19 protein-coding genes are annotated in these 19,598 nt (G+C 65.2%); 15 read left to right on the forward strand and 4 right to left on the reverse strand.

Annotated features, from left to right (window positions below):
* The first annotated feature begins 124 nt into the window (after nucleotides 1-124).
* The 12 genes from RU01_RS18190 to RU01_RS18240 all read left to right on the forward strand — a co-directional run bounded on the left by RU01_RS18190 (nucleotide 125) and on the right by RU01_RS18240 (nucleotide 12,380).
* Nucleotides 125-313, forward strand: a complete 189-nt coding sequence (locus RU01_RS18190) for a hypothetical protein (protein ID WP_042576002.1) — start codon at nucleotides 125-127, stop codon at nucleotides 311-313.
* Nucleotides 310-723 (forward strand): hypothetical protein, encoded by a 414-nt coding sequence (locus tag RU01_RS18195; protein WP_042576003.1) that lies wholly within the window; start codon nucleotides 310-312, stop codon nucleotides 721-723. Before RU01_RS18190 ends, RU01_RS18195 begins: the two co-directional genes overlap by 4 nt.
* Nucleotides 720-2,018 carry a hypothetical protein gene (locus RU01_RS18200; protein ID WP_042576004.1) on the forward strand — a complete coding sequence of 433 codons (1,299 nt, stop codon included), beginning with the start codon at nucleotides 720-722 and terminating at the stop codon, nucleotides 2,016-2,018. The genes RU01_RS18195 and RU01_RS18200 overlap by 4 nt, the downstream gene beginning before the upstream one ends.
* A gap of 119 nt (nucleotides 2,019-2,137) precedes the next feature.
* Complete coding sequence (locus RU01_RS18205) at nucleotides 2,138-4,129, forward strand: CocE/NonD family hydrolase (RefSeq protein WP_231568764.1); 1,992 nt, start codon at nucleotides 2,138-2,140, stop codon at nucleotides 4,127-4,129.
* A gap of 70 nt (nucleotides 4,130-4,199) precedes the next feature.
* Nucleotides 4,200-4,358, forward strand: coding sequence for a hypothetical protein (locus tag RU01_RS22955; protein ID WP_156148982.1), 159 nt, complete (start codon nucleotides 4,200-4,202; stop codon nucleotides 4,356-4,358).
* A gap of 67 nt (nucleotides 4,359-4,425) precedes the next feature.
* The gene (locus RU01_RS18210) at nucleotides 4,426-4,782 is read left to right on the forward strand and encodes a hypothetical protein (protein ID WP_156148983.1); all 357 of its coding nucleotides are present in this window, start codon (nucleotides 4,426-4,428) and stop codon (nucleotides 4,780-4,782) included.
* Between the two features lie 155 nt (nucleotides 4,783-4,937).
* Nucleotides 4,938-6,260 (forward strand): glycosyltransferase family 39 protein, encoded by a 1,323-nt coding sequence (locus tag RU01_RS18215; protein WP_156148984.1) that lies wholly within the window; start codon nucleotides 4,938-4,940, stop codon nucleotides 6,258-6,260.
* Nucleotides 6,261-6,413: 153 nt separating this feature from the next.
* Nucleotides 6,414-8,489: an acyltransferase family protein gene (locus RU01_RS18220; protein ID WP_042576008.1), complete on the forward strand. Its 2,076-nt coding sequence runs from the start codon at nucleotides 6,414-6,416 to the stop codon at nucleotides 8,487-8,489.
* Nucleotides 8,490-8,593: 104 nt separating this feature from the next.
* Entirely contained in the window at nucleotides 8,594-8,836 is a 243-nt protein-coding gene (locus RU01_RS23545) for a hypothetical protein (RefSeq protein WP_042576009.1), read from the forward strand.
* 254 nt (nucleotides 8,837-9,090) lie between these two features.
* Nucleotides 9,091-10,224, forward strand: a complete 1,134-nt coding sequence (locus tag RU01_RS18230; RefSeq protein WP_231568770.1) for a glycosyltransferase family 39 protein — start codon at nucleotides 9,091-9,093, stop codon at nucleotides 10,222-10,224.
* Between the two features lie 156 nt (nucleotides 10,225-10,380).
* Entirely contained in the window at nucleotides 10,381-11,391 is a 1,011-nt protein-coding gene (locus RU01_RS18235) for an ABC transporter substrate-binding protein (protein ID WP_042576011.1), read from the forward strand.
* Nucleotides 11,373-12,380 (forward strand): FecCD family ABC transporter permease, encoded by a 1,008-nt coding sequence (locus tag RU01_RS18240; RefSeq protein WP_042576012.1) that lies wholly within the window; start codon nucleotides 11,373-11,375, stop codon nucleotides 12,378-12,380. The genes RU01_RS18235 and RU01_RS18240 overlap by 19 nt, the downstream gene beginning before the upstream one ends.
* A gap of 37 nt (nucleotides 12,381-12,417) precedes the next feature.
* Here the strand turns inward: RU01_RS18240 and RU01_RS18245 are convergent, their stop codons facing one another.
* Both RU01_RS18245 and RU01_RS18250 read right to left on the reverse strand, forming a co-directional pair.
* Nucleotides 12,418-13,293 carry a type IV toxin-antitoxin system AbiEi family antitoxin domain-containing protein gene (locus RU01_RS18245; protein WP_042576013.1) on the reverse strand — a complete coding sequence of 292 codons (876 nt, stop codon included), beginning with the start codon at nucleotides 13,291-13,293 and terminating at the stop codon, nucleotides 12,418-12,420.
* A gap of 87 nt (nucleotides 13,294-13,380) precedes the next feature.
* Nucleotides 13,381-13,995, reverse strand: coding sequence for a class I SAM-dependent methyltransferase (locus RU01_RS18250; RefSeq protein WP_042576014.1), 615 nt, complete (start codon nucleotides 13,993-13,995; stop codon nucleotides 13,381-13,383).
* Nucleotides 13,996-14,198: 203 nt separating this feature from the next.
* Between RU01_RS18250 and RU01_RS18255 the strand changes: the two genes are divergently transcribed.
* Both RU01_RS18255 and RU01_RS18260 read left to right on the forward strand, forming a co-directional pair.
* Complete coding sequence (locus RU01_RS18255; protein ID WP_156148985.1) at nucleotides 14,199-14,495, forward strand: hypothetical protein; 297 nt, start codon at nucleotides 14,199-14,201, stop codon at nucleotides 14,493-14,495.
* 83 nt (nucleotides 14,496-14,578) lie between these two features.
* Nucleotides 14,579-15,760 (forward strand): RtcB family protein, encoded by a 1,182-nt coding sequence (locus tag RU01_RS18260; protein ID WP_042576016.1) that lies wholly within the window; start codon nucleotides 14,579-14,581, stop codon nucleotides 15,758-15,760.
* Here RU01_RS18260 and RU01_RS18265 read toward each other — a convergent pair.
* A complete protein-coding gene (locus RU01_RS18265; protein ID WP_042576017.1) occupies nucleotides 15,757-16,566 on the reverse strand; it encodes an SDR family oxidoreductase in 810 nt (269 codons plus the stop codon). The genes RU01_RS18260 and RU01_RS18265 overlap by 4 nt on opposite strands.
* Nucleotides 16,567-16,584: 18 nt before the next feature.
* Complete coding sequence (locus tag RU01_RS18270; RefSeq protein ID WP_052493362.1) at nucleotides 16,585-18,318, reverse strand: EAL domain-containing protein; 1,734 nt, start codon at nucleotides 18,316-18,318, stop codon at nucleotides 16,585-16,587.
* A 307-nt stretch (nucleotides 18,319-18,625) separates the two neighbouring features.
* Here RU01_RS18270 and RU01_RS18275 point away from each other — a divergent pair, with 307 nt between their 5' ends.
* Complete coding sequence (locus tag RU01_RS18275) at nucleotides 18,626-19,597, forward strand: AurF N-oxygenase family protein (RefSeq protein ID WP_042576018.1); 972 nt, start codon at nucleotides 18,626-18,628, stop codon at nucleotides 19,595-19,597.
* Nucleotide 19,598: the final 1 nt, after the last annotated feature.

Here is a 19,598-nt window from a genome sequence, read left to right on the forward strand (position 1 = left end):
CGTGCCTCGTCGTGCTGGCCTGCTCGCTGGCCCTCATCTGGTCGCTCTCCTGGGGCACCGCGCGCATCAGCCTCGCCACTCCGGGTAACACCGCGACGAAGGGCAGCAAGGAGCGCAGTCGCGTATGACGCCCGCCCCGAACGTGATCTACCTGGCGGATCACTCTGTCGTCCTGGCACTTCCGGCTGTCATCCCGGCGCTGCTGATCGCCCTCGTGGTGATCGTCATCGTCGTGCGTGACCGGCGTGCCGAGCGGGCGGAGAACGCCGAGAACGAATTGAAGGATGCGAACGAGAGGGAGGACACGGCGTGAGGCGGGCAGTGGTGGTCGGGCTGGCAGTACTGGCGCTGGCGGGGTGCTCGCAGTCGGAACCGGAGACCGAGGCAACGCTCGAGCAGACGTCGTCGGCACCGGCCACATCTGTCGCGGCGTCGGACGTCCCGCGCATCACGCCCACCACGACCCTGGACGTCTCCATCGCCGGCGGTGAGGTCACGCCAGTGGACCAACGCCTCGAGGGCACGGTCGGTCAGGAGATCGTCGTGACCGTGTCCAGCGATGCCGAGGACGAGATCCACGTGCATTCGGTTCCGGAGCACAGCTTCCCGGTTGCCGTCGGTGACGATCAGCAGTTCCGCTTCACGGTCGACGTGCCGGGCTCGGTCGACATCGAACTGCACGAAGCCGACGTCACCGTCGCCACGGTGCTCGTTCGGCCGTGAGCAGCGAGCTCCTCGCCCACGGACTCGGCGGCTCGTCCGATCTCCCCATCCCGGTCACCTACGCCCTCATCGGCGGCGCGTGGGCGCTGGCAGCATCGTTCGCAATCCTGTTGCTGGCGTGGAAGACACCGCGGTTGAACCCTCGGCGGTACTGGACGACGACACCTCTGGCCGGCGTCGTCGATTCCGCTGTGTTCCGCGGAGTCGTCGGCGGGGTGTCCGTCGCGCTGGCCGTGTGGGTCGGCGCGGCATCGCTGCTGGGACCGCAGGACTCGTCGAATGCGTTGCTCGGAGTCTTCTACGTCCTCGTCTGGGTGGGTCTGGTTCCGGCGTCGCTGATCTTCGGGCCGGTGTGGCGCATCGTGTCGCCGGTCCGCGCCGTCTACCGGGTGCTGCCCGTGCGTCCTCGTCGAACGTTGCCGGAGAGCATCGGGGTACTCCCCGCGGTGGTCGGACTGTTCGCGTTCGTGTGGCTCGAACTGGCGTCCAGTGACCCGGGTTCCGTTGCTGCGGTGCGACTGTGGTGCCTGCTCTACGTGGTGATCATGCTGGCCGGCGCGCTCGTGTTCGGTAAGGAATGGTTCGCACGGGCCGACCCGTTCGAGGTGTTCAGCGACACCGTCGCTCGACTGTCCGTGACGGCACGCGATCCCGAGACGCGGCAGGTGGTGCTGCGCAACCCGCTCGACGGTGCGGCGACGCTGCCCGTTCGGCGGGGAACCGTTGCAGTCCTGGCGATGCTGCTGGGCTCCACCGCTTTCGACTCACTGGCGCAGACACCGACGTGGAAGAACCTCGTGCGCGACGTCGGTGATCCCGTGGTGGCGCGCACCCTCGGAATCCTGGTCTGCGTCGCCGTCGTGGGTGGGTTCTTCCAGCTGGCGTCACGTGCGACCGGCGGGGTGACGAAGGAGAAGCGAGCCCAGCTGCCGGGGCTGCTCGCGCACTCGTTGATACCCATCGTCGTCGGCTATTTCTTCGCGCACTACCTGACCTATCTCGTGGAAAAGGGTCAACAGAGCATCTTCACGTTGTTCGATCCGTTCGACCGAGGGTGGAATCCGCTGGGGATCGCGGATGCGTCGGTGAATTACGCGCTGTCCTCGCACCCGTCGGTGGTCGCGACCGTCACCGTGTTGAGCGTGGTCATCGGGCACGTGGTCGGAGTGACGCTGGCCCACGACGCGGCATTACGGCTGATCCCGAAGAGGCATGCGCTGCTGGGGGGACTGGCGCTGATGATCGTCATGGTCCTTTACACGTTTCTCGGGCTGTACCTCTTGTTCGGTGCGTGAGTAACCGTTGACCTCTACGCAACCGTAGGTTACCGTCCGGTAAGCTAGTGGTGCCGGTCACAGATCGAGCGCCTTTCCTTGTGAGCATGGGGGCTCGAGTGCGGCGTCGTTCCACGGTCATGTCTGGCGTTCTGGTCGCTCTTCTCGTCGCAACCGGTATCGCGGTGCCGGCGACGGCAGACCCCACCGGCGGCGCCGACGCCGTCGCCTGGACCGCCGCGGCCGATGCCCCGCCGCAGTATCCGCAGGTGGCCATCGACTGGGACGTGCCCATCACGATGAGCGACGGAACGGTGTTGCAGGCCAACATCTACCGGCCTGCGGACGCGTCCGGTCGCCCGGTGGAGACCGACCTGCCGACGGTCCTGAACATCACGCCGTACACCAAGCTGGTCGGCAACCTGATCGACTCGATTCAGCAGATCCCCGGTGTCAGCGAGCCGGTGCTCGACTTCCTGGCGAGCCTGAACTTCGCGGGTACGCCGTTCGACGGCATCACCGATCTGACGCAGGCGGTCGACGGCGGCGGACTACGGATCTTCGCCGTGAACCGGAACCTCGTCCAGAACGGGTACGCGCAGGTGGTCGTCGACGCCCGCGGAACCGGCTTCTCCCAGGGTGCGTGGGACGTGTTGGGTCCACGCGAGCAACAGGATTCGGCGGAGATCATCGACTGGACGTCCCGGCAGTCCTGGTCCGACGGCAAGGTCGGCATGTCGGGCATCTCCTACTCGGCGATCAATTCCGTTCAAGCTGCGGCACTTCGGCCGCCTGCGCTGAAGGCCATCTTCCCGGTCGAGCCCGGCAACGACCTGCTCCGCGACATCGTGGGTACCGGCGGCGCGTTGGGTGTCGGGTTCATGCCGCTGTGGCTCACGTTGGTCAACGTGCTGAAGTTCGTCCCGAATGTGCAGTCGATCCTGCAGGGCCAGTTCGATACTCGGTGGCTCGCGGATCGATTGGCGGATCCGGCGATCCTGATTCCGGAACTCGCGAACGCTTTCACGGCGCCGACCATCGGAGACATCCGGCCCGAGACCCTCGGTGTCGCGCAGGACGGCGAGTTCTACGCAGATCGGTCCGCGAATCTGTCGCAGATCGAGGTGCCCACCATGGTCTACGGCGGCTGGCACGACATCTTCACCAACAGTGAGCCGCGCATCTACAACGACATCCCCATGGAGCCCGGACGCAAGCAGCTGATCATGGGCGACGGCTACCACATCAACCCCGGTGCGGGTTTCGGTCGACCGGGCAATCCGCCGCGTCTCGATGCGCTCGAGCGCGCGTGGTTCGACCACTGGCTCAAGGGGATCGACAACGGCGTCGAGAAGTACGGTCCCGTGACCCTGCTCCAGCAAGGCGGCGGGTGGACCACCACGGATCAGTTCCCACGTGCGGGTGCGGAGTCGCAGCGCACCTACCTGGCGGCGGCACCCAGTGGAACCGCCGGGCATGCGTCGTACGACGGCACGCTGTCATCGTCGCCGACCCCGGACACCGCGCGGCTCACCGTCGCTCCCGGATTGCGGGGTGTCTGCTCGCGTGATGCCGCTGTCGGTACGGCGGGCGCGGCGGCGATCCTGGGCTCCGCGTGCACGAAGGATTCCCGGTTCAACGAAGCCGAGGCACTGACGTTCACCAGTGCGCCGGCCGAGTCGCCGACGCAGATCTCGGGTGCGACCAACATCCACCTGAACACGGTGCTGGATCGACCCGACGGATTCTGGGCCGCCACCATGAACGACGTCGCGCCCGACGGCACGTCGACGCCGCTGACGCACGGTGCTCTCACCGCGTCGCTACGCCAGATCGACGAGGGCAAGAGCACCCGCTCCGCCAACGGTGACTACGTCGACGCGAAGCCCGCGCTGACCTTGGCCAGCAGGCAGCCACTGGTGCCCGGCGTCCCGACGACGGTGGACATCAACCTGCTCCCGACGGACGCCGTGATTCAGCCGGGCCACCGGATCCGCGTGGACATCTACGCCGCCAGCGTGCCGCGCTACTTGCCCCTCGGACCGATGCTCGTCGACTCGGCCCTCGCGCCCCAGCACGTGCAGTTGGACCCGGCGAATCCGAGCTTCGTGAACATTCCGTATGTGAACTGAGCGGATACCGTGACCGTTTCGCGTCCTCGCAGGCGGTTCGGTCGCCCGTTTCGGTGGAAGACTTCGTGACATGTGGTGGTTCATCATCGGCTTCGTGGCCGTCTGGATGGTGGTGTCGGTCGTTCTCGGCGTCCGAGTCGGACACGCCATTCACGTGGCGGACGTCGAGGAGGATGTCGAGCACACGCGCGAAGTCGACGGTGACGCTCCGCTGGCTCCCACGAGGTGATCGGTACCGAGATCGGATTGTGATCAATCCCGACAATCCTCGCTAGCGTGTGTGACGAAAGCCGGGTGTGAGACTCCCTGGATTCGGTCACTCCCGCTCAGCGCCCACGGTTGTTCCGGCTCCCGGCGCCGTGCTCACCTTCACCGGCCCGGTCTCACTCCTGGTCGAGCTCGCGGACACCAGGCCGCGATTCGTCGACATCGGGTACGTCGATGTCTCAGGACAGAAGGCGCGGCGAAGCGCTCTGGTCGACACGCTGTGGCCCGAGGAGGATCGGGTCCGCATCGAGTTCTCCGATAAGTCCGTTCCGGACATGGTCGTGGGTGCGGACGAGGACGTCACTTTCCACGTCGTGGACATCGATCGGCCTGATCTCGCGCAGTTCGGTGAGGACGGGTACGTGGTTCGGATGGAACCGCGCTAGGGCGTGCACCTGGACACGACGAGTTCTGGACCGATCGGTCGGATGTCAACGACCGGAGGTCGACGAGGTAACTACGTGGGGCGAAAGGAAGCGCCGCGGAGTTGTGGGATCCCACCAAGTTGGAACCGACCGATTGTTACGGCATCATCTCATTCGTGACTGTCGAGAAAGCGCCACCACGGACTACGCCACGGTTGGCCGCGGTAGTTGCAATCTTCGGGTTCGCAGTCGTCTGGAACGCATGGCGGTTGTCCTCTCCGTCGATGTGGTCCGACGAACTAGCAACGGTATCCACCACACGAAGCGGGCCGTCGGGAATCGTCGACGTCGTTCGGAACCAGGACGCCGTGATGGCGCCCTTCTACTTTTTCATCGAATCGTGGACCTCGGTCTTCGGTACCTCGGACGCTTCGTATCGGTTCCCGTCAGTCGTCGCTGTCGGTGTGGCCGCGGTCGCCGCTTTTCTCTTGGCCGAAAAATATGTCGGCCCCGTCGAATCGTGCATAGTGGCAGCCCTCGTCATCGCGTCTCCGTCAATGACGAGATATGCGCAGGAAGCACGGGTCTACGGTTTCGTCATTGCTGTCGTTCTGGTAGCCACAGTGCTGCTGCACGAGGCGTTGGAGCGCCGTCAGCGCAACTGGTGGGTGGCGTACTCGGTCGTGCTCGTGGCAGTCGCGGCGGGACACTTTCTCGGACTCATGGTGATCGCGTCCCACCTGGTCCTGGCGGTCGGTCGTGGTGTTCCCTGGCGCAGTCTGGCGGCGGCCGTTGCGCCCGCGATCTTGCTCGGTGCGCTGATAGCGGGCATCGGACTCACTCAGACGGCAGTCATCGAGTGGATACCGAAGGGTGGGGTCTGGCGGCTTCAGGTGGCGCTGGAGTTGTTGGCCGGTGGTGGTATCGCGGCGATGGTTCTGCTGGTGTCAGGTGCAGCCTTCACTGTATGGGTTGCCGTGGACCGGGATCGCCGGGCAACGCTGTCGTGGCTGATCGTCATCATGGCAATGCCGCTCGTTCTGTGGGTTGCCGGCAACGTGACTCATATCTTCAACGTTCGTTACGTGCTGTGGGTTGTTCCCTTCTACCTTTTCGCCGCGGTCATCGTGTGGTCGCGTCTCGGACGGACGTTCGCGCTGATCTGTGCCGCCGTCATGATCGTCGTGTGGATTCCGGTCCAAATGGATGTGCGGGCACCCGACGGTCACACCGCCGCTTACAGAGACGCCGTGCGATACCTCGACGAGAACGCCGGTCCTACCGACGTGATCCGATCGAACGATCTACGTACGCGGCAATCTGTCCAGCGTTACAGCGAGACATTGCGAGCAGTCGATTGTGCCGATCTCGTTCGTGGTGTGACGTGGGAGCTCGTGCGTGGAGCGGACTACGCCAAAGCGAGTTCGTGCCCGGCAGACCGAAGTCCGGTAGAAATCGTCGAGTTCACGGGCGTGACCGTCGTGAAGTACGCGCAGTAGTCGGTGGAGAACGCCCGGCGGTCTCATCGCAGGAGTCGCCCGTCTCGGGGCCATGAGTCGACTCATGAAGAAACCGGTCGTACGGGACGATCGCCGAAAGGGGCATTCACCGTTGCGCTCGACGATTCTGCACACGCTGGTGCGAGCAGAGAGATGCAGATGAACTCGGTGGGTGGGCGGCGGCCGGACCTTCAGGGTATGCGCGCGCTTGCCGTCCTGGCCGTCTTCGCTGACCATCTGTTCGGCTGGCCGTCAGGTGGTTTCGTCGGCGTCGACGTATTCTTCGTGCTCAGCGGATTCTTCATCACAGGATTGCTGATTCGTGAATGCAGCACCACCGGAAAATTGTCCTTCGAGCACTTCTACGTGCGGCGAGCGAAGCGCATCCTTCCGTCCGCAATGCTCGTTCTTGTCCTGACGGCCGTCGCTTCCTTCATCCTCTTTCCCGCGGTACGAGCCAAAGAGACTCTGCTCGATGCCCTTTACGCGGCCGTATTCGCCGCGAACATCCACTTCGAGGCGGTCGGCACCGACTACTTCCAGGAGGGTCGACCCCCGTCACCGCTCCAGCACTATTGGTCGCTGTCCATCGAGGAACAGTTCTACTTCGTCTGGCCGGTAATGCTGGTGCTGATCTTCGCACTGACTCGCCGCCTGGAACGCAGGGGCAAGGCCCGGGCACGACAAAGCGGCTTGTTCACATTCATGCTTGCCGTGGTCTCGGTATCCTTCGCATGGTCGATGCACCAGTCCGCGGTCGACCCGAATGCCGCCTATTTCTCGACTTTCACCCGAGTGTGGGAACTCGGCGTCGGTGCTCTCATCGCGATCGCCGGGCCCTGGCTGCTGCGGATCCCGTCGGCCGTGCGCCCGGCTCTCGCATATCTCGGTTTAGCCGGCGTGACTGCATCGCTGTTCCTGATCGACTCGACGGCTCAGTTCCCTGCGCCGTGGGCTGCCCTTCCGGTCGTGTCGACAGCGATAGTTATCGCGTCCTTCCATGGTGCACGGGTTCGAGGCATGGCACTTCTGACGAATCCACTGATCCGATACTTCGGTGACACCAGTTACACCTTGTACCTGTGGCATTGGCCCGTGATCATCCTGCTACTGACGGTCATTCCGAAAGGCCCGGTGTTCTATGGGTCGGCTCTGATCATCGCGGTGGGGTTGACCGCGGTGACCTATAGGTTCTACGAGGACCCGATACGCAAGTCAACCTGGCTTCAGAGGGGTCAACAAGCGAAGGATGACCGGGGCCTCGGCACTTCGCCTACGGCATGGGGAGTGGTCGGTGTCATCGCGGCCGCGGTGATCGTAGCGTCTATTGCGGTGATCCAACTCGACGAAGGTGCGTCCGGTGAATCTCAGGCAGGCCAACGTCTCGTCGTCGAATCGACTGCGCCGTCGGACGAGGCGGACCCGTGCTTCGGTGCTCCTGCGATGGTGACTACGAGTGGATGCGCGATGCGAGACTCGGATATCACGTTGCAACCGGGCGTCGACCGGTTCGCCGATGACACCCAGGGAGCGTACGAATGCTTCCGCAGAGAAGGTGCAGGCGTGAAGTCATGCACCTACGGCTACGAGGGCGACGACGCAATTCGGATCGCACTGGTGGGTGACTCACACGCCGCAATGTTGCTTCCCGCTCTAGCCCCGTATCTCGTGTCGGAGAAATGGCGATTGACCAGCTTCGTGGGGTGGGGATGTCAGTGGCAGGACCAGAGCAAAGGTGACTGCGCGGTCCCTATGAAGGAGGTTCAGTCTCAGTTGCTCACCGAACAGTACGACCTGGTTCTGACAACATCGAGCCGTAAATACGGCGGGCAGCTCGGTGTTGCCGCAGAGTCGTACGAGCGCGCTTGGACGCCAGTCGCAGCCGCTGGCAGCCGGATCGCCGTGATAGCAGACAATCCCGCAGTCAGCCCCGAATCATTGGAATGCTTGACCAGAGTGAGCCTCGGGCGGGACACGGTCGCGGAGTGCGGCACCCCGACTCGCGAGGCGTTGTCGCGGCCCGATCCCCTGATCGCAGCTGCTGCGCGGGTGCCTTCAGTGTCCTTGATAGATCTGACGGAGTACTACTGCACGACTGATCTGTGCCCCTCGGTCATCGGCAATGTCATCGTCTACCGAGACGCGGAGTCGCACCTCACGGCAACCTTTGCCAAGACGCTTGCTCCGACCCTCGTGACGGAAGTGAAACAGGTGCTGACTCCTTCCTGATTCTCGGCCGCCAACCTCAGATGTAGCACCGGGCCACCCGTGCGACCACAGCGCTCGAGCCTCTGCAGTCGTACCCGAACAGTCGTTCAGCAAGGGAACCCGGTGTGATTCCGGGACTGGCGCGCAACGGTGACGAGTTCCGGCTCGAAGTCCGATCGCTTGCTGTCCGGCACCACCCTCGAAGCTCCGACGAGGACCGGGTCCGCATCGAGTTCTCCGACAAATCCGTTCCGGACATGATCGTGGGTGCGGACGAGGACGTCACGTTCCACGTCGTGGACATCGATCGGCCTGATCTCGCGCAGTTCGGTGAGGACGGGTACGTGGTTCGGATGGAACCGCGCTAGGGCGTGCACCTGGACACGACGAGTTCTGGACCGATCGGTCGGGCATCATGAGCATGGTGATCACTGACGTGAGGGTTGGGAAGCAGCGAAGAACCCGCGTCGTCGAAGTCGCGGTTGTCTTCGTAGTTGCGGTCGCCTGGAACGCTTGGCGGCTGTCGTCACCATCCATGTGGGCGGACGAGGTCTCGACGACCCAGAACACTGCACGCGGCTTTTCAGGCATCGTGGATGTCATTCGACAGTTCGATGCCGTGATGGCACCGTATTACTTCGGTATCGAAGCGTTCACCTCTGTCTTCGGAACCTCCGATGCCGCTTTCCGTTTTCCTTCTGTTCTGGCTATCGGTGTTGCCGCATCTGCCTTCTACCTCCTGGCACGCAAGTACGTGGACTCACTCGGCGCAGTCGTGGCGGTGATTCTGGTGATCGCGGCGCCATCCATGACCAGGTACGCCCAAGAAGCGCGGGTGTACGCGTTCGTTGTCGCCGGGGTCGTCCTCTCGACACTGCTACTACACGAGGCCGCAGAGCGCGGCAGTCGTCGGTGGTGGGTCTTTTACTCCGTGGTGCTGGCCTCGGTGGGTGCAGGTCACATCGTCGGGCTCATGATCATCGCCGCTCATGTGCTGTTCGCCAGAAGCCGACCTGTTCCGAGTCGTGCCTTCATCGGAGCGCTCGCGCCAGCGGTGATCGTGGGGTGCACTCTGGCCGTGATCGGGCACTTCCAATCCGGCGTCATCGGGTGGATTCCGAAAGGTGGCTATCGGCGACTCCAGTATGCCGAGAAGATTCTTCTGGGTGGAGATCGCCCCGCGATCCTCTTGATCGTCAGTTGCGTCGGGTTCGCAGCCTGGACGCTGAGTCGACGTGACCGCCGCCGGACGCTGGGATGGTTGCTCGTACCGTTGTCGGCGCCGGTGCTGCTCTGGCTGGTAGGCCACACGACGCACATCTTCAGCGCGCGATACGTGGTGTGGATGGTCCCGTTCTATGTGCTGGCAGCCGTGATCGTGTGGCGCCGACTTGGGACGACTATCACCATTGCTGCAACGGCAGCTCTGCTGATCCTCTGGGTTCCGCAACAAGCCGATGTCCGGTCCTCCGACGGCCACCTTGTGGCGTACCGAGACGTCGCGGAGTTCCTGGACGGGCAGGTGGCACCGGGCGATGCAGTCCGAGCGTCAGAAGAAGCGACCCGACTGTCTGTAGAGAGATACAGCTCGCGGCTGGCGGCTGGCGGGTGTGCGGAATCAGGCGCCGTCACATGGGAGTTGGTGCGGTCCGATCAGATCGACGTATCGAAGACATGCTTTCCCGGTACCGAACCCGATCGCACCGTCAGATTCCGAGGCGTGTGGGTCGGGGTGTACGAGCGGGGAAACGGATAGGCTTCGTCCGAACAGTCGTTCAGCAAGGGAACCCGGTGTGACTCCGGGACTGGCGCGCAACGGTGACGAGTTCCGGCTCGAAGTCCGATCGCTTGCTGTCCGGCACCACCCTCGAAGCTCCGCGCACGGGCTCCCAGCAGGACGGCACAACCGAACATGACCCCACGCCTCGCGATCGCCGCTGTCGTCACGACAGTCGGCGTCTTCGCCACTGGATGCACCACCGGCCCGGCGACCACCGCCGACGACCATTTTCTCACTCTCGAGAACTGCGGCCGCACGATCACCCTCGACGCCCCTCCGCAGCGCGCGGTGTCGCTGAACCAGGGATCGACGGAGATCCTGTTGTCCCTCGGATTGGCCGATCGGATGGTCGGCACCGCCACGTGGACCGACCCGGTACGGGCGAACCTTGCCGACGCGAACTCGACGGTTCCGCGACTGGCAGACAATCAGCCCTCCCTCGAAGCGGTGCTGGATTCCGATCCGGACATGGTCACCGCGTCGTTCGGCGGCACGCTGGGGGAGGGCGGGGTCGCAGATCGGGACCGGTTCGACGCGCTCGGCGTCCCGACGTACCTGTCGCCGACCGACTGCATCGGCAAGTCGGCCACCAGCGTCAACGCGGACGGTGCCCGTGACGAGCCGCTGAGCATCGAGACAGTGTTCCAGGAGGTGCACGATCTGGCGGCGATCTTCGACGTGCGGGAGCGCGGCGATGCTCTGGTGAACGAGCTGCGGGCGCGGTATCAAGCCGCATCACGACGGGTGTCCGATGCCTCGCTCGCGTTCTGGTTCGCCGATACGACGGCGCCGTACATGGCCGGCTGTTGCGGAGCGTCGGGTGTCATCTCCGACGCGGTAGGTGCCCGCAACATCTTCGCGGACACGACAGACGAATGGCCGCAAGTGAATTGGGAGAGTGTCGCAGACCGCAACCCCTCCGCGCTGGTGCTCGCCGACCTCAGCCGACGCAGCATCGACGGTGACGCGCTGGCGAGCAAGATCGCATTCCTCGAGAGCAACCCGGTGACCAGTCGCATGCAGGCGGTGATCGACAAGCGCTACATCGTCGTGAACGGCGCGGACCTCAATCCGTCGATCCGTACGATCGACGGCATCGAGAAAGTGGCTGCAGCCCTGCGGGAGTGGAACCCCAGCACGTGAAAGTGGCGGCGGGACTGTTCGTCGTCCTCGCCTCGGTCGCCGCGTCCATAGCGTTGGGGCCGGCGAACGTGACGGTGCCCGACGTCGTCGCGGTCGTGGTCTCGCATCTCGGAGGGCCACCGGCCGACGTGAGTCGTATTCAAGACGGCATCGTGTGGGAGTTGCGTCTGCCCCGTGCGCTTCTCGCCGCGATCAGTGGATGCGGGCTGGCGCTGTGCGGCGCGATCATGCAGTCGTTGCTGCGCAACAGGCTCGCGGACCCGTTCGTCCTCGGCATCTCGTCCGGCGCCTCGACGGGCGCGGTGTCCGTGGCGGTGCTCGGGGTGGGGGCAGGAGCGCTGTCCTTGTCGACGGGCGCCTTCGTCGGTGCCCTGGTGTCGTTCGTGCTGGTGATGCTGCTCGCGACCGGTGCCGGTGGCGGCACCGGTCCGGTGATCCTGGCGGGTGTGGCGGGGACGCAACTGTTCTCGGCTCTCACTTCGTTCATCGTGCTGTCGTCCGCCGACGCGGAACAGACTCGTGGCGTGCTGTTCTGGTTGCTGGGCTCACTCGCCGGGGCAGGGTGGAGCGACGTCGCGGTGTGTGCGGGAGCAGTCGGTCTCGGGGTGGTGGCCTGCGTCGTCGCGGCGCCGTCGCTCGATGCGGTCACGCTGGGATCGGATACCGCACGCGCTCTGGGCGTGTCACTGCTCCGGCTGAACATCGTTCTGCTCGGCGTCACCGCGCTGATGACCGCGACCATCGTGGCGTCGGCAGGTGCCATCGGCTTCGTCGGGCTGGTGATACCGCACGCCGCCCGCATCCTCGTCGGTACCGCGCACCATCGGGTCTTGCCGACGTCCATGGCTATCGGCGCCGTCTTCATGGTGTGGGCGGACACCCTGGCGCGCAGCATCTTCGCGCCGCAGGAAATTCCGGTAGGTGTAGTGACGGCGCTTGTGGGTGTGCCGGCGTTCGCGGTGATCCTGCTGCGTGGGAGACGGGGATAGTGGAATCGGGACCCCGGAATCCGGGGCGCCGATTCCACTATCGACGCAGAGCCCGACGCACCTCGGCGATCACGGCATCCGGTTCCCGTATCAGCCGGTGGTACGTGAACCGGAGCACCGTCCAGCCGTCGTTCACGGTCGCGTTCTGGCGTACCGCGTCGTGAGCCATGCGCTCGGACGTCCGGTGGTACGCCCAGCCGTCGATCTCTATCGCCACCCGTCGGTCGACGAAGGCCACGTCGATCACATAACCGCACGACCGAACGGCGCACGCCCATCCGGTGACGCGAGCGGCGCGCAGCAACCGCAGGAAGATCCGCTCCGCCTCGGACTCGCCGCCGGATGCCGCGTGCACGAGCATCGCCGCGGCACGAGGTCTGCCGACTCGCCCGGGGTTGCGGTCGTGAGCACTCTGCAGCCGGTCCAGTGACGTGCTGGTCTGCAGTGCTCGATCGAGGAACTGTGTCCCGTCTCCGGGTCGGGCCTCCTCCAGAATCACGGTTGTCTCGAGCACCGTCAGAGCAACGCCGGTGACACGCAGCTCACGGACGACTGCCACGTCGGCCGCGGGAACGTCGCGTCGCCTCACCGTGACAGACCTGTCGCGGTACCGACGCTCGCGCGGAATGGTCACCCAGGTGTGGGTGGGCGGTCGTTCGAGGAGGCCGAGCCACCAGGCGGCGGTGGGTCCGCACGCCAGCGCGCCACGACCGCATCTCAGTACCGCGATGCGCACCATGGCCTTCTGGCTGATCGGTTGGCCTGCCGGCATGTAGATACCCGTTGCCATGCGCGTCCACCGTCCCATGGACACGCGGCGCTCGAGCGCGGTGGACGACAGACCCAAGTCGAGTGCCTGCGTCCGGCTGATGACACCGTCGTGTCGGCCGGCGAATCTGTCCAGTTCGTCCACACATCCTTTGACGCCGATGCGCTCGTCGAGGATCCGTCGTACGAAAGTGGAATGTGGACCCCGGAATCCGGGGTCCACATTCCACTATCAGCAGCGCCTCGCCACCACGAACGCTTGCGCTGCGGTTTCCGACGCGTTGGCAGACCGCACGGCATCCCGGTGCAGCAGGTAGCCGCTCTCGATGAGGAGGGTCTGGACCTCGTCGACGTCGTGGCGGAGGTAGTCGAGGTGCACGGGCTGACCGAACGCCGAGCGCAGTTCCAGTGTCGGCGCCGCGGTCTGGAATGCCAACAGGAGCCAGCCGTCGGGGACGGTGACCCGCCGGAACTCCGCGAACAGCGCACCCAGCGCAGGGGTGGGGGTGTGGACGATCGAGTACCAGGCGCACACGCCGTCGACGGAGCTGTCGGCGAGAGGGAGCGATGTCATGTCGCCCACCACCCACGAGGCCGGCCCGGATGCTGCGGCAACCATGTCCTTGGATGCGTCCAGGCCGATGACGTCGAGCCCTGCTTCGGCCAGTTCCCGCGCTGCCTGGCCGGTGCCGCATCCTGCGTCGAGAACGGTCGTGCCGCGCGAGAACCGCACCGATCGAGCGAACGACGACACGAACCCCCGGTCGAACGGACGCGACGCGAGTTCGTCCGCGAACGCTGCCGCGTAGTCGGAGGCGATGGCGTCGTACGGGGAAGCCGGAGTCACCTGCTCACCATAGTGAGCGCCACAAACCGGCACGGTGCTGACAAACTGCTGAGATAGTGGCCGAAAGTACTGACTTTCGATCTCGGCTCTGATGTCATGGAAGTGGCGTCGAGGGCGGCGCCGCTCAGCCAGCCGAGGTGACGACAGTGAAGTTCCGACCCCGAACCAGACGACCTGTGTCCGTGGTGCCTGCGCCGGGTGCGGTGCTCTCGTTCACTGGTCCTGCCGCCACACTGCTGACTCTCGACGACGGTCGACCCCGTTTCGTCGATCACGGTACCGAGGACGTCTCGGGTGTCGTCATGCGTCGTAGCTCGCTGGTCGACACCCTTCTCGTCGTGGGGGAGGAGATCCACATCGGTTTCAGCGACCCCACGATCCCCGACCTCGTCGTGGCGCGTGGCGGCCAGCTGACCTTCCACGTGGTGGACATCGATCGACCCGACCTCGGAACGCGCGAGATGAAGGACGTGTTCGTGCGAATGGAACGACGAGCCTGACAGGCGCGCAACTTAATACGTCGCGATGACGGCCGACTCCACGTACCGTTCGGACCTCACCGAACACGACGAAGGAGAAAGTCATGCCACCGACAGGCGCGGGACCGCGGCTGCTCAACTGGGCCTCGGCTATCGAGGATGCCACGTTGGAGCAGGCGCGTCGCACCGCGGCCATGCCGTTCATCCACCCGCACGTCGCCCTCATGCCCGATGCGCACCCCGGAATGGGAAGCGCTGTGGGAACGGTCATTCCGACGCTACGGGCTGTCATTCCCGCTGCGGTGGGAGTGGACATCGGGTGCGGGATGATCGGCGTCGAGACGACGCTGAGCCACAGCGACATCGCCGACCTCGACCTGGCGCAGCTGCGTCAGGACGTCGAGCGCGTCATCCCCCTCTCGCCCGGTAACTACAACGGGCACCTCGACCGGTTCGAGTTCACCGCTGCCAAGATCGCGGAGCTCGAGGAACTGGCCGAGAAGAGCGGGGTGGATCTGCCGCACTCGCCGAAGTGGCGTCAGCAGCTGGGGTCTCTCGGTGGCGGTAACCACTTCATCGAGCTGTGCCTCGACGAGCGGGATCGCGTGTGGCTGTTCCTGCACTCGGGTTCGCGGGGCGTGGGCAACAAGATCGCCAAGAAGCACATCGCGATCGCGCAGAAGATGTGCGAGAAGTGGTGGATCCAGCTGCCCGACCGGGACCTCGCGTATCTCGCGCAGGGCACACCGGAGTTCGATCGGTACATCGCGGATCTGACGTGGGCGCAGCGGTTCGCGTACCTCAACCGGGCCGAGATGATGGACCGGTTCCTGCACCAGTTCGCGCACCGCACGGGTACCGACATGGGAATCGAGTCGGACCGGATCAACTGTCACCACAACTACACCCGGCCGGAGAAGCACGCCGGCAAGGACGTGTGGCTCACCCGGAAGGGCGCAGTTCACGCGGCCGAGGGTGTGCGGGCGATCATCCCGGGCAGCATGGGTACTCGGTCGTACGTCGTCGAGGGCAAGGGCAGCGCGAGCGGCCTGAACTCGGCGCCGCACGGTGCGGGTCGGCGGTTCTCACGGGCCGAGGCGAGGAAGCGCTACACGCAGGACGATCTGCGGGAGCGGATGGTGGGTATCGAGTACCGGGACTCGGCGGAGTTCATCGACGAGATCCCCGATGCCTACAAGTCGATCGACGTGGTGATGGAGGACGCGCGGGACCTCGTGACGGTCCTGCACGAGCTCCGTCAGATCATGAACGTCAAGGGCACCTAGACGTTCCGCCACGAGTCGTCGGGCACGAATTGCACGGCTTGTGGACCCATCAGTGCCATTCCGCCGTCGACCACCAATGACGCTCCCGTCATGTAGGAGGACGTGGCCGACGCGAGGAACGCCACGACGGAGGCGATTTCACGCGCGTCCCCGGTACGCCCCAGCGGCACGCCGGGGCGCGCGTTGATCTCGCCCTCCTGACCGGTCATGGGTGTCGAGATCTCTCCCGGTGCAACCGAATTGACCGTGATGCCGTGCTGCGCGAGTTCCAGGGCCATCACCTGGGTGAGCCCACCCAGGCCGGCCTTGGCCGCGCAGTACGGTGCCGCGCCGACCTTCGGGAGATGCTCGTGAACGCTGGTGATGTTGACGATGCGACCACCGCGGCCCTGCTCCACCATCAGGCGCGCGGCGCGCTGGCTGCACAGGAAGGCGCCGTCGACGTCGACGGACAACACCTCGCGCCACGAGTCGTAGTCGAGGTCGAGAAACGGTGTGGCAGTACCGGTACCGGAACAGTTGACCAGTACGTCGATGCCGCCGAGCTGGCCGGCGAGGGTGTCGACGGCGTCGGCGGCACCGGGCAGGTCCGTCAGATCCATGTGGGTGCTGAACGCTGCACAGGCCAGTTGACGAATCTCCTGCACGGTGGCGTCGGCACCGTCCTTGTCGCGGTTGTAGGTCACGCCGACATCGATGCCGGTGCCGGCCAGAGCGACGGCGACTGCGCGGCCGATGCCGGAATCACCGCCGGTGACCACCGCGGTGCGGGGAACGAACGTCGAATCGGTGAACGGGGAAGTCATGGTGTCGGCTGTACCCGGTCAGGGAGCGATCATGCGACCGTTCACTCCGGAGATTTCCTGCGGTCGGCCGACGAGGAAACCTTGCACCATGTCGGCTCCGAGACCACGCGCGGAGTCGAGTTCCTTCTGCGTCTCGACGCCCTCGTAGATGCACTGCGCGCCGATGGCGGCCGCGAACGTGGTCAGTGCGCTGGCGGCGGCGCGGCGCATGTCGTCGGTGTCGATGCCGCGGACGATCGACGCGTCGAGCTTGATGACGTCGGGCTTGATCTCGACCAGCTGACGCAGACCGGAGTATCCGGCCCCGACGTCGTCGACGGAGATGGACAGGCCCGCGTCGCGCAGGTGGTCGAGGGCTGCGCCCAGTGCGGTGTAGTCGCTGACCAGGTCGTGCTCGGTGATCTCGACGACGACGCGTCGACACGTCGTGGCCTCGTCGAGGATCGGCACCAGATCGGTGGCGACGATGGTGGTCGCCGAGACGTTGACGGCGAGGAAGGCGTCGGCCGGGAGATCGCGCGACGCGGCGACAGCGCGTCGCACGGCGGCGAGTTCGAGCGGGATCTGCAGGCCGTCGGCAGCGGCGTCGAGGAACCAGCTCTGGGTGGTGCCGTGCCCGGAAGGGAAGCGGGACAACGCTTCGTAGCCCATGATGCGACCCGTCGCCACCGACAGCACGGGTTGGAAGACGATGGTGGGCCCACCGTCGGCGATGAGTTCGGCGACGTGGTCGTTGTTCCGTGGAGCTACGACGTCGCCGTACTGGAGGAACGCGGCGGCGGTGAGGGTCTTGCCGAGCGCTACGGTCGCCGTGGTGCGGTAGTCGACCGGCACGGTGGAGCTGGTGCACGTCATGCTGACGGTGGCGCTGCGCAGACGGGTGGACTCGACGAGCGACCGGACCGCGGCGAGCCGGGACGCCACGTCGTCTTCGGAACCGAGCCAAATGCAGGCGAACTCGCCGGGTTGTGTCCGGGCGACGATGGCATCGGGGAACGCCTCCGAGAGCAATGCAGACGTTTCGGCAACCAGGTCGTGGCTCGTGGCGCGGCCGAGACGGCGCTCGATCTGCACGAAGTCCCGGAGGTGGACCACGGCCGCGCCCAGTGTCTGCTCGACTCCGCGGGCAACGTCGAACCGTGTGACGGCACCGTCCAGTCCGCGTCGGTTGAGCAGACCGCTGACACTGTCGCGTCGGCTGTTCTCGAGCTTCTCGGTGAGGTAGTCGATGTGGATCTTGAGCAGGATCGGCACGATGATCGCGGTGAGCAGGGTGAGGGATCGGGAGAGAACGAGCCAGCCGGGAACGCCGTCGTGCACCGAGAGAAGAGACAGCGCGACGAGGACAGCCGCAGCGAGGACGAGTTGGGCAGCGAGGACCCGCCCGGAGGTGAACACACCGGCGTACAACGACACCAGCATCAGCAGAACGACGCCGGGAAGGGCGTCGAACGGTGACTGGGAGGCGAACAGCACGACGGTGATGCCGATGTCGGAGTACACGATGAAAGGAATCGAGTAGCGCAGGCTTCGCCCGTACAGGTAGATGAGCAGCGCGGACGGAAGTGTCGTCAGCGCCGCCACCGCGACGACGATGAAGGACATCCTGTCGAACTGCGGCGACAGACCCCAGGTGATCCCGGCCAAGCCCACGACGATGACCAGCGTCAACACCACGAAACGCATCGCGGGCACGCGTGAGCCGTCGCGAGCCGAGCCGCGCTCGGCTGTCGGGATCGGACGTACGGGCAACGCACTCTCTCGTTCGTCGAGCCGCGTCGACCCCCGACGAACGATGCGGCAGTGAAGAGAAGGACAGGTCGAGTTCCCGGTATTCGGAACAGCGGTACGGAAGGACGGGCGAAACGGTACCCGACGTTCGCAGAATAGTTGCCGAGTGAATGCAACAACCGGGAATGGCCCGATTACCGCCATGATGACAACGAGCGTTGTACCAATCAGGGGCGGCTCAGTGGTTGCGTGGTACAGCTGGTTGCAGTAACTTTACTGCGACAGCCTGTCGCATCAAGTCGGCCCGGCACTCACGGAGGTTCACGCCATGACGATCACATCCGACACGCGCTCCGAGTACGAGCAGACGCTGCGCACTCTGTCGGAGGCGTCCGTGCATCAGCACTTCGACGCTTTCCTCGACATTCCCTGGGACGATCCGCACTACGCGATCGTGGCCGACGATCCCCGCTGGGTGCTTCCGGCGGCCGATCCGCTGGGCAACACCGACTGGTACCGGTCGCTTCCGCTCGATCGGCAGATCGCGGTCGGCATGTACCGCCAGGCCAACATCCTCAAGGTGGGTCTGCAGTTCGAGCAGGTACTCATCGCCGGCATCATGAACTACGCACTGCGCCTCCCCAACGGCTCGCCGGAGTTCCGCTACTCCACGCACGAGGCGACGGAGGAGTGCCACCACACCCAGATGTTCCAGGAGTTGGTGAACCGTATCGGCGTCGCTGTCCCGGGTGGCCCGAAGTGGTTCCGCAAGGCCGGCCCATTGCTCCCTCTGTTCGCAGGTCCCTTGCCGTTCGGCTTCTTCGTCGGAGTATTGGCGGGCGAGGAGCCCATCGACCACGCGCAGAAGTCGATCCTGCGCGCCGGTGAGTCGCAGCACCCGTTGATGACGCGCATCATGCAGATCCACGTGGCCGAGGAAGCGCGGCACATCGGGTTCGCGCACCAGTACCTGGAACACCGCGCCCCGAAGCTGTCGCGACGTCAGCGATTCGCGATGTCGATCGCGACGCCGATCATCATGCGCGTGCTGTGCGACGTCATCATGAAGCCCAGCAAGCAGGTTCAGCGCGAGCTCGGCATCCCGCGCGAGGTGGTGCGTGAGGTGTGGTGGGACAACGACGCCTCCGCGAAGACGTTGCGCGACATGTTCGGTGACGTCCGCAAGCTGTCCGAGGACATGGGGCTCATGAACCGCGTCTCGAAGCGTCTGTGGACGAGTCTGCGTATCGACGGACGCCCCTCGCGGTTCCGCAGCGAGCCCGCCTCCGCCGCGGCCTGAT

Source organism: Rhodococcus sp. MEB064, from assembly GCF_000834565.1.
Lineage (GTDB): Bacteria > Actinomycetota > Actinomycetes > Mycobacteriales > Mycobacteriaceae > Rhodococcoides.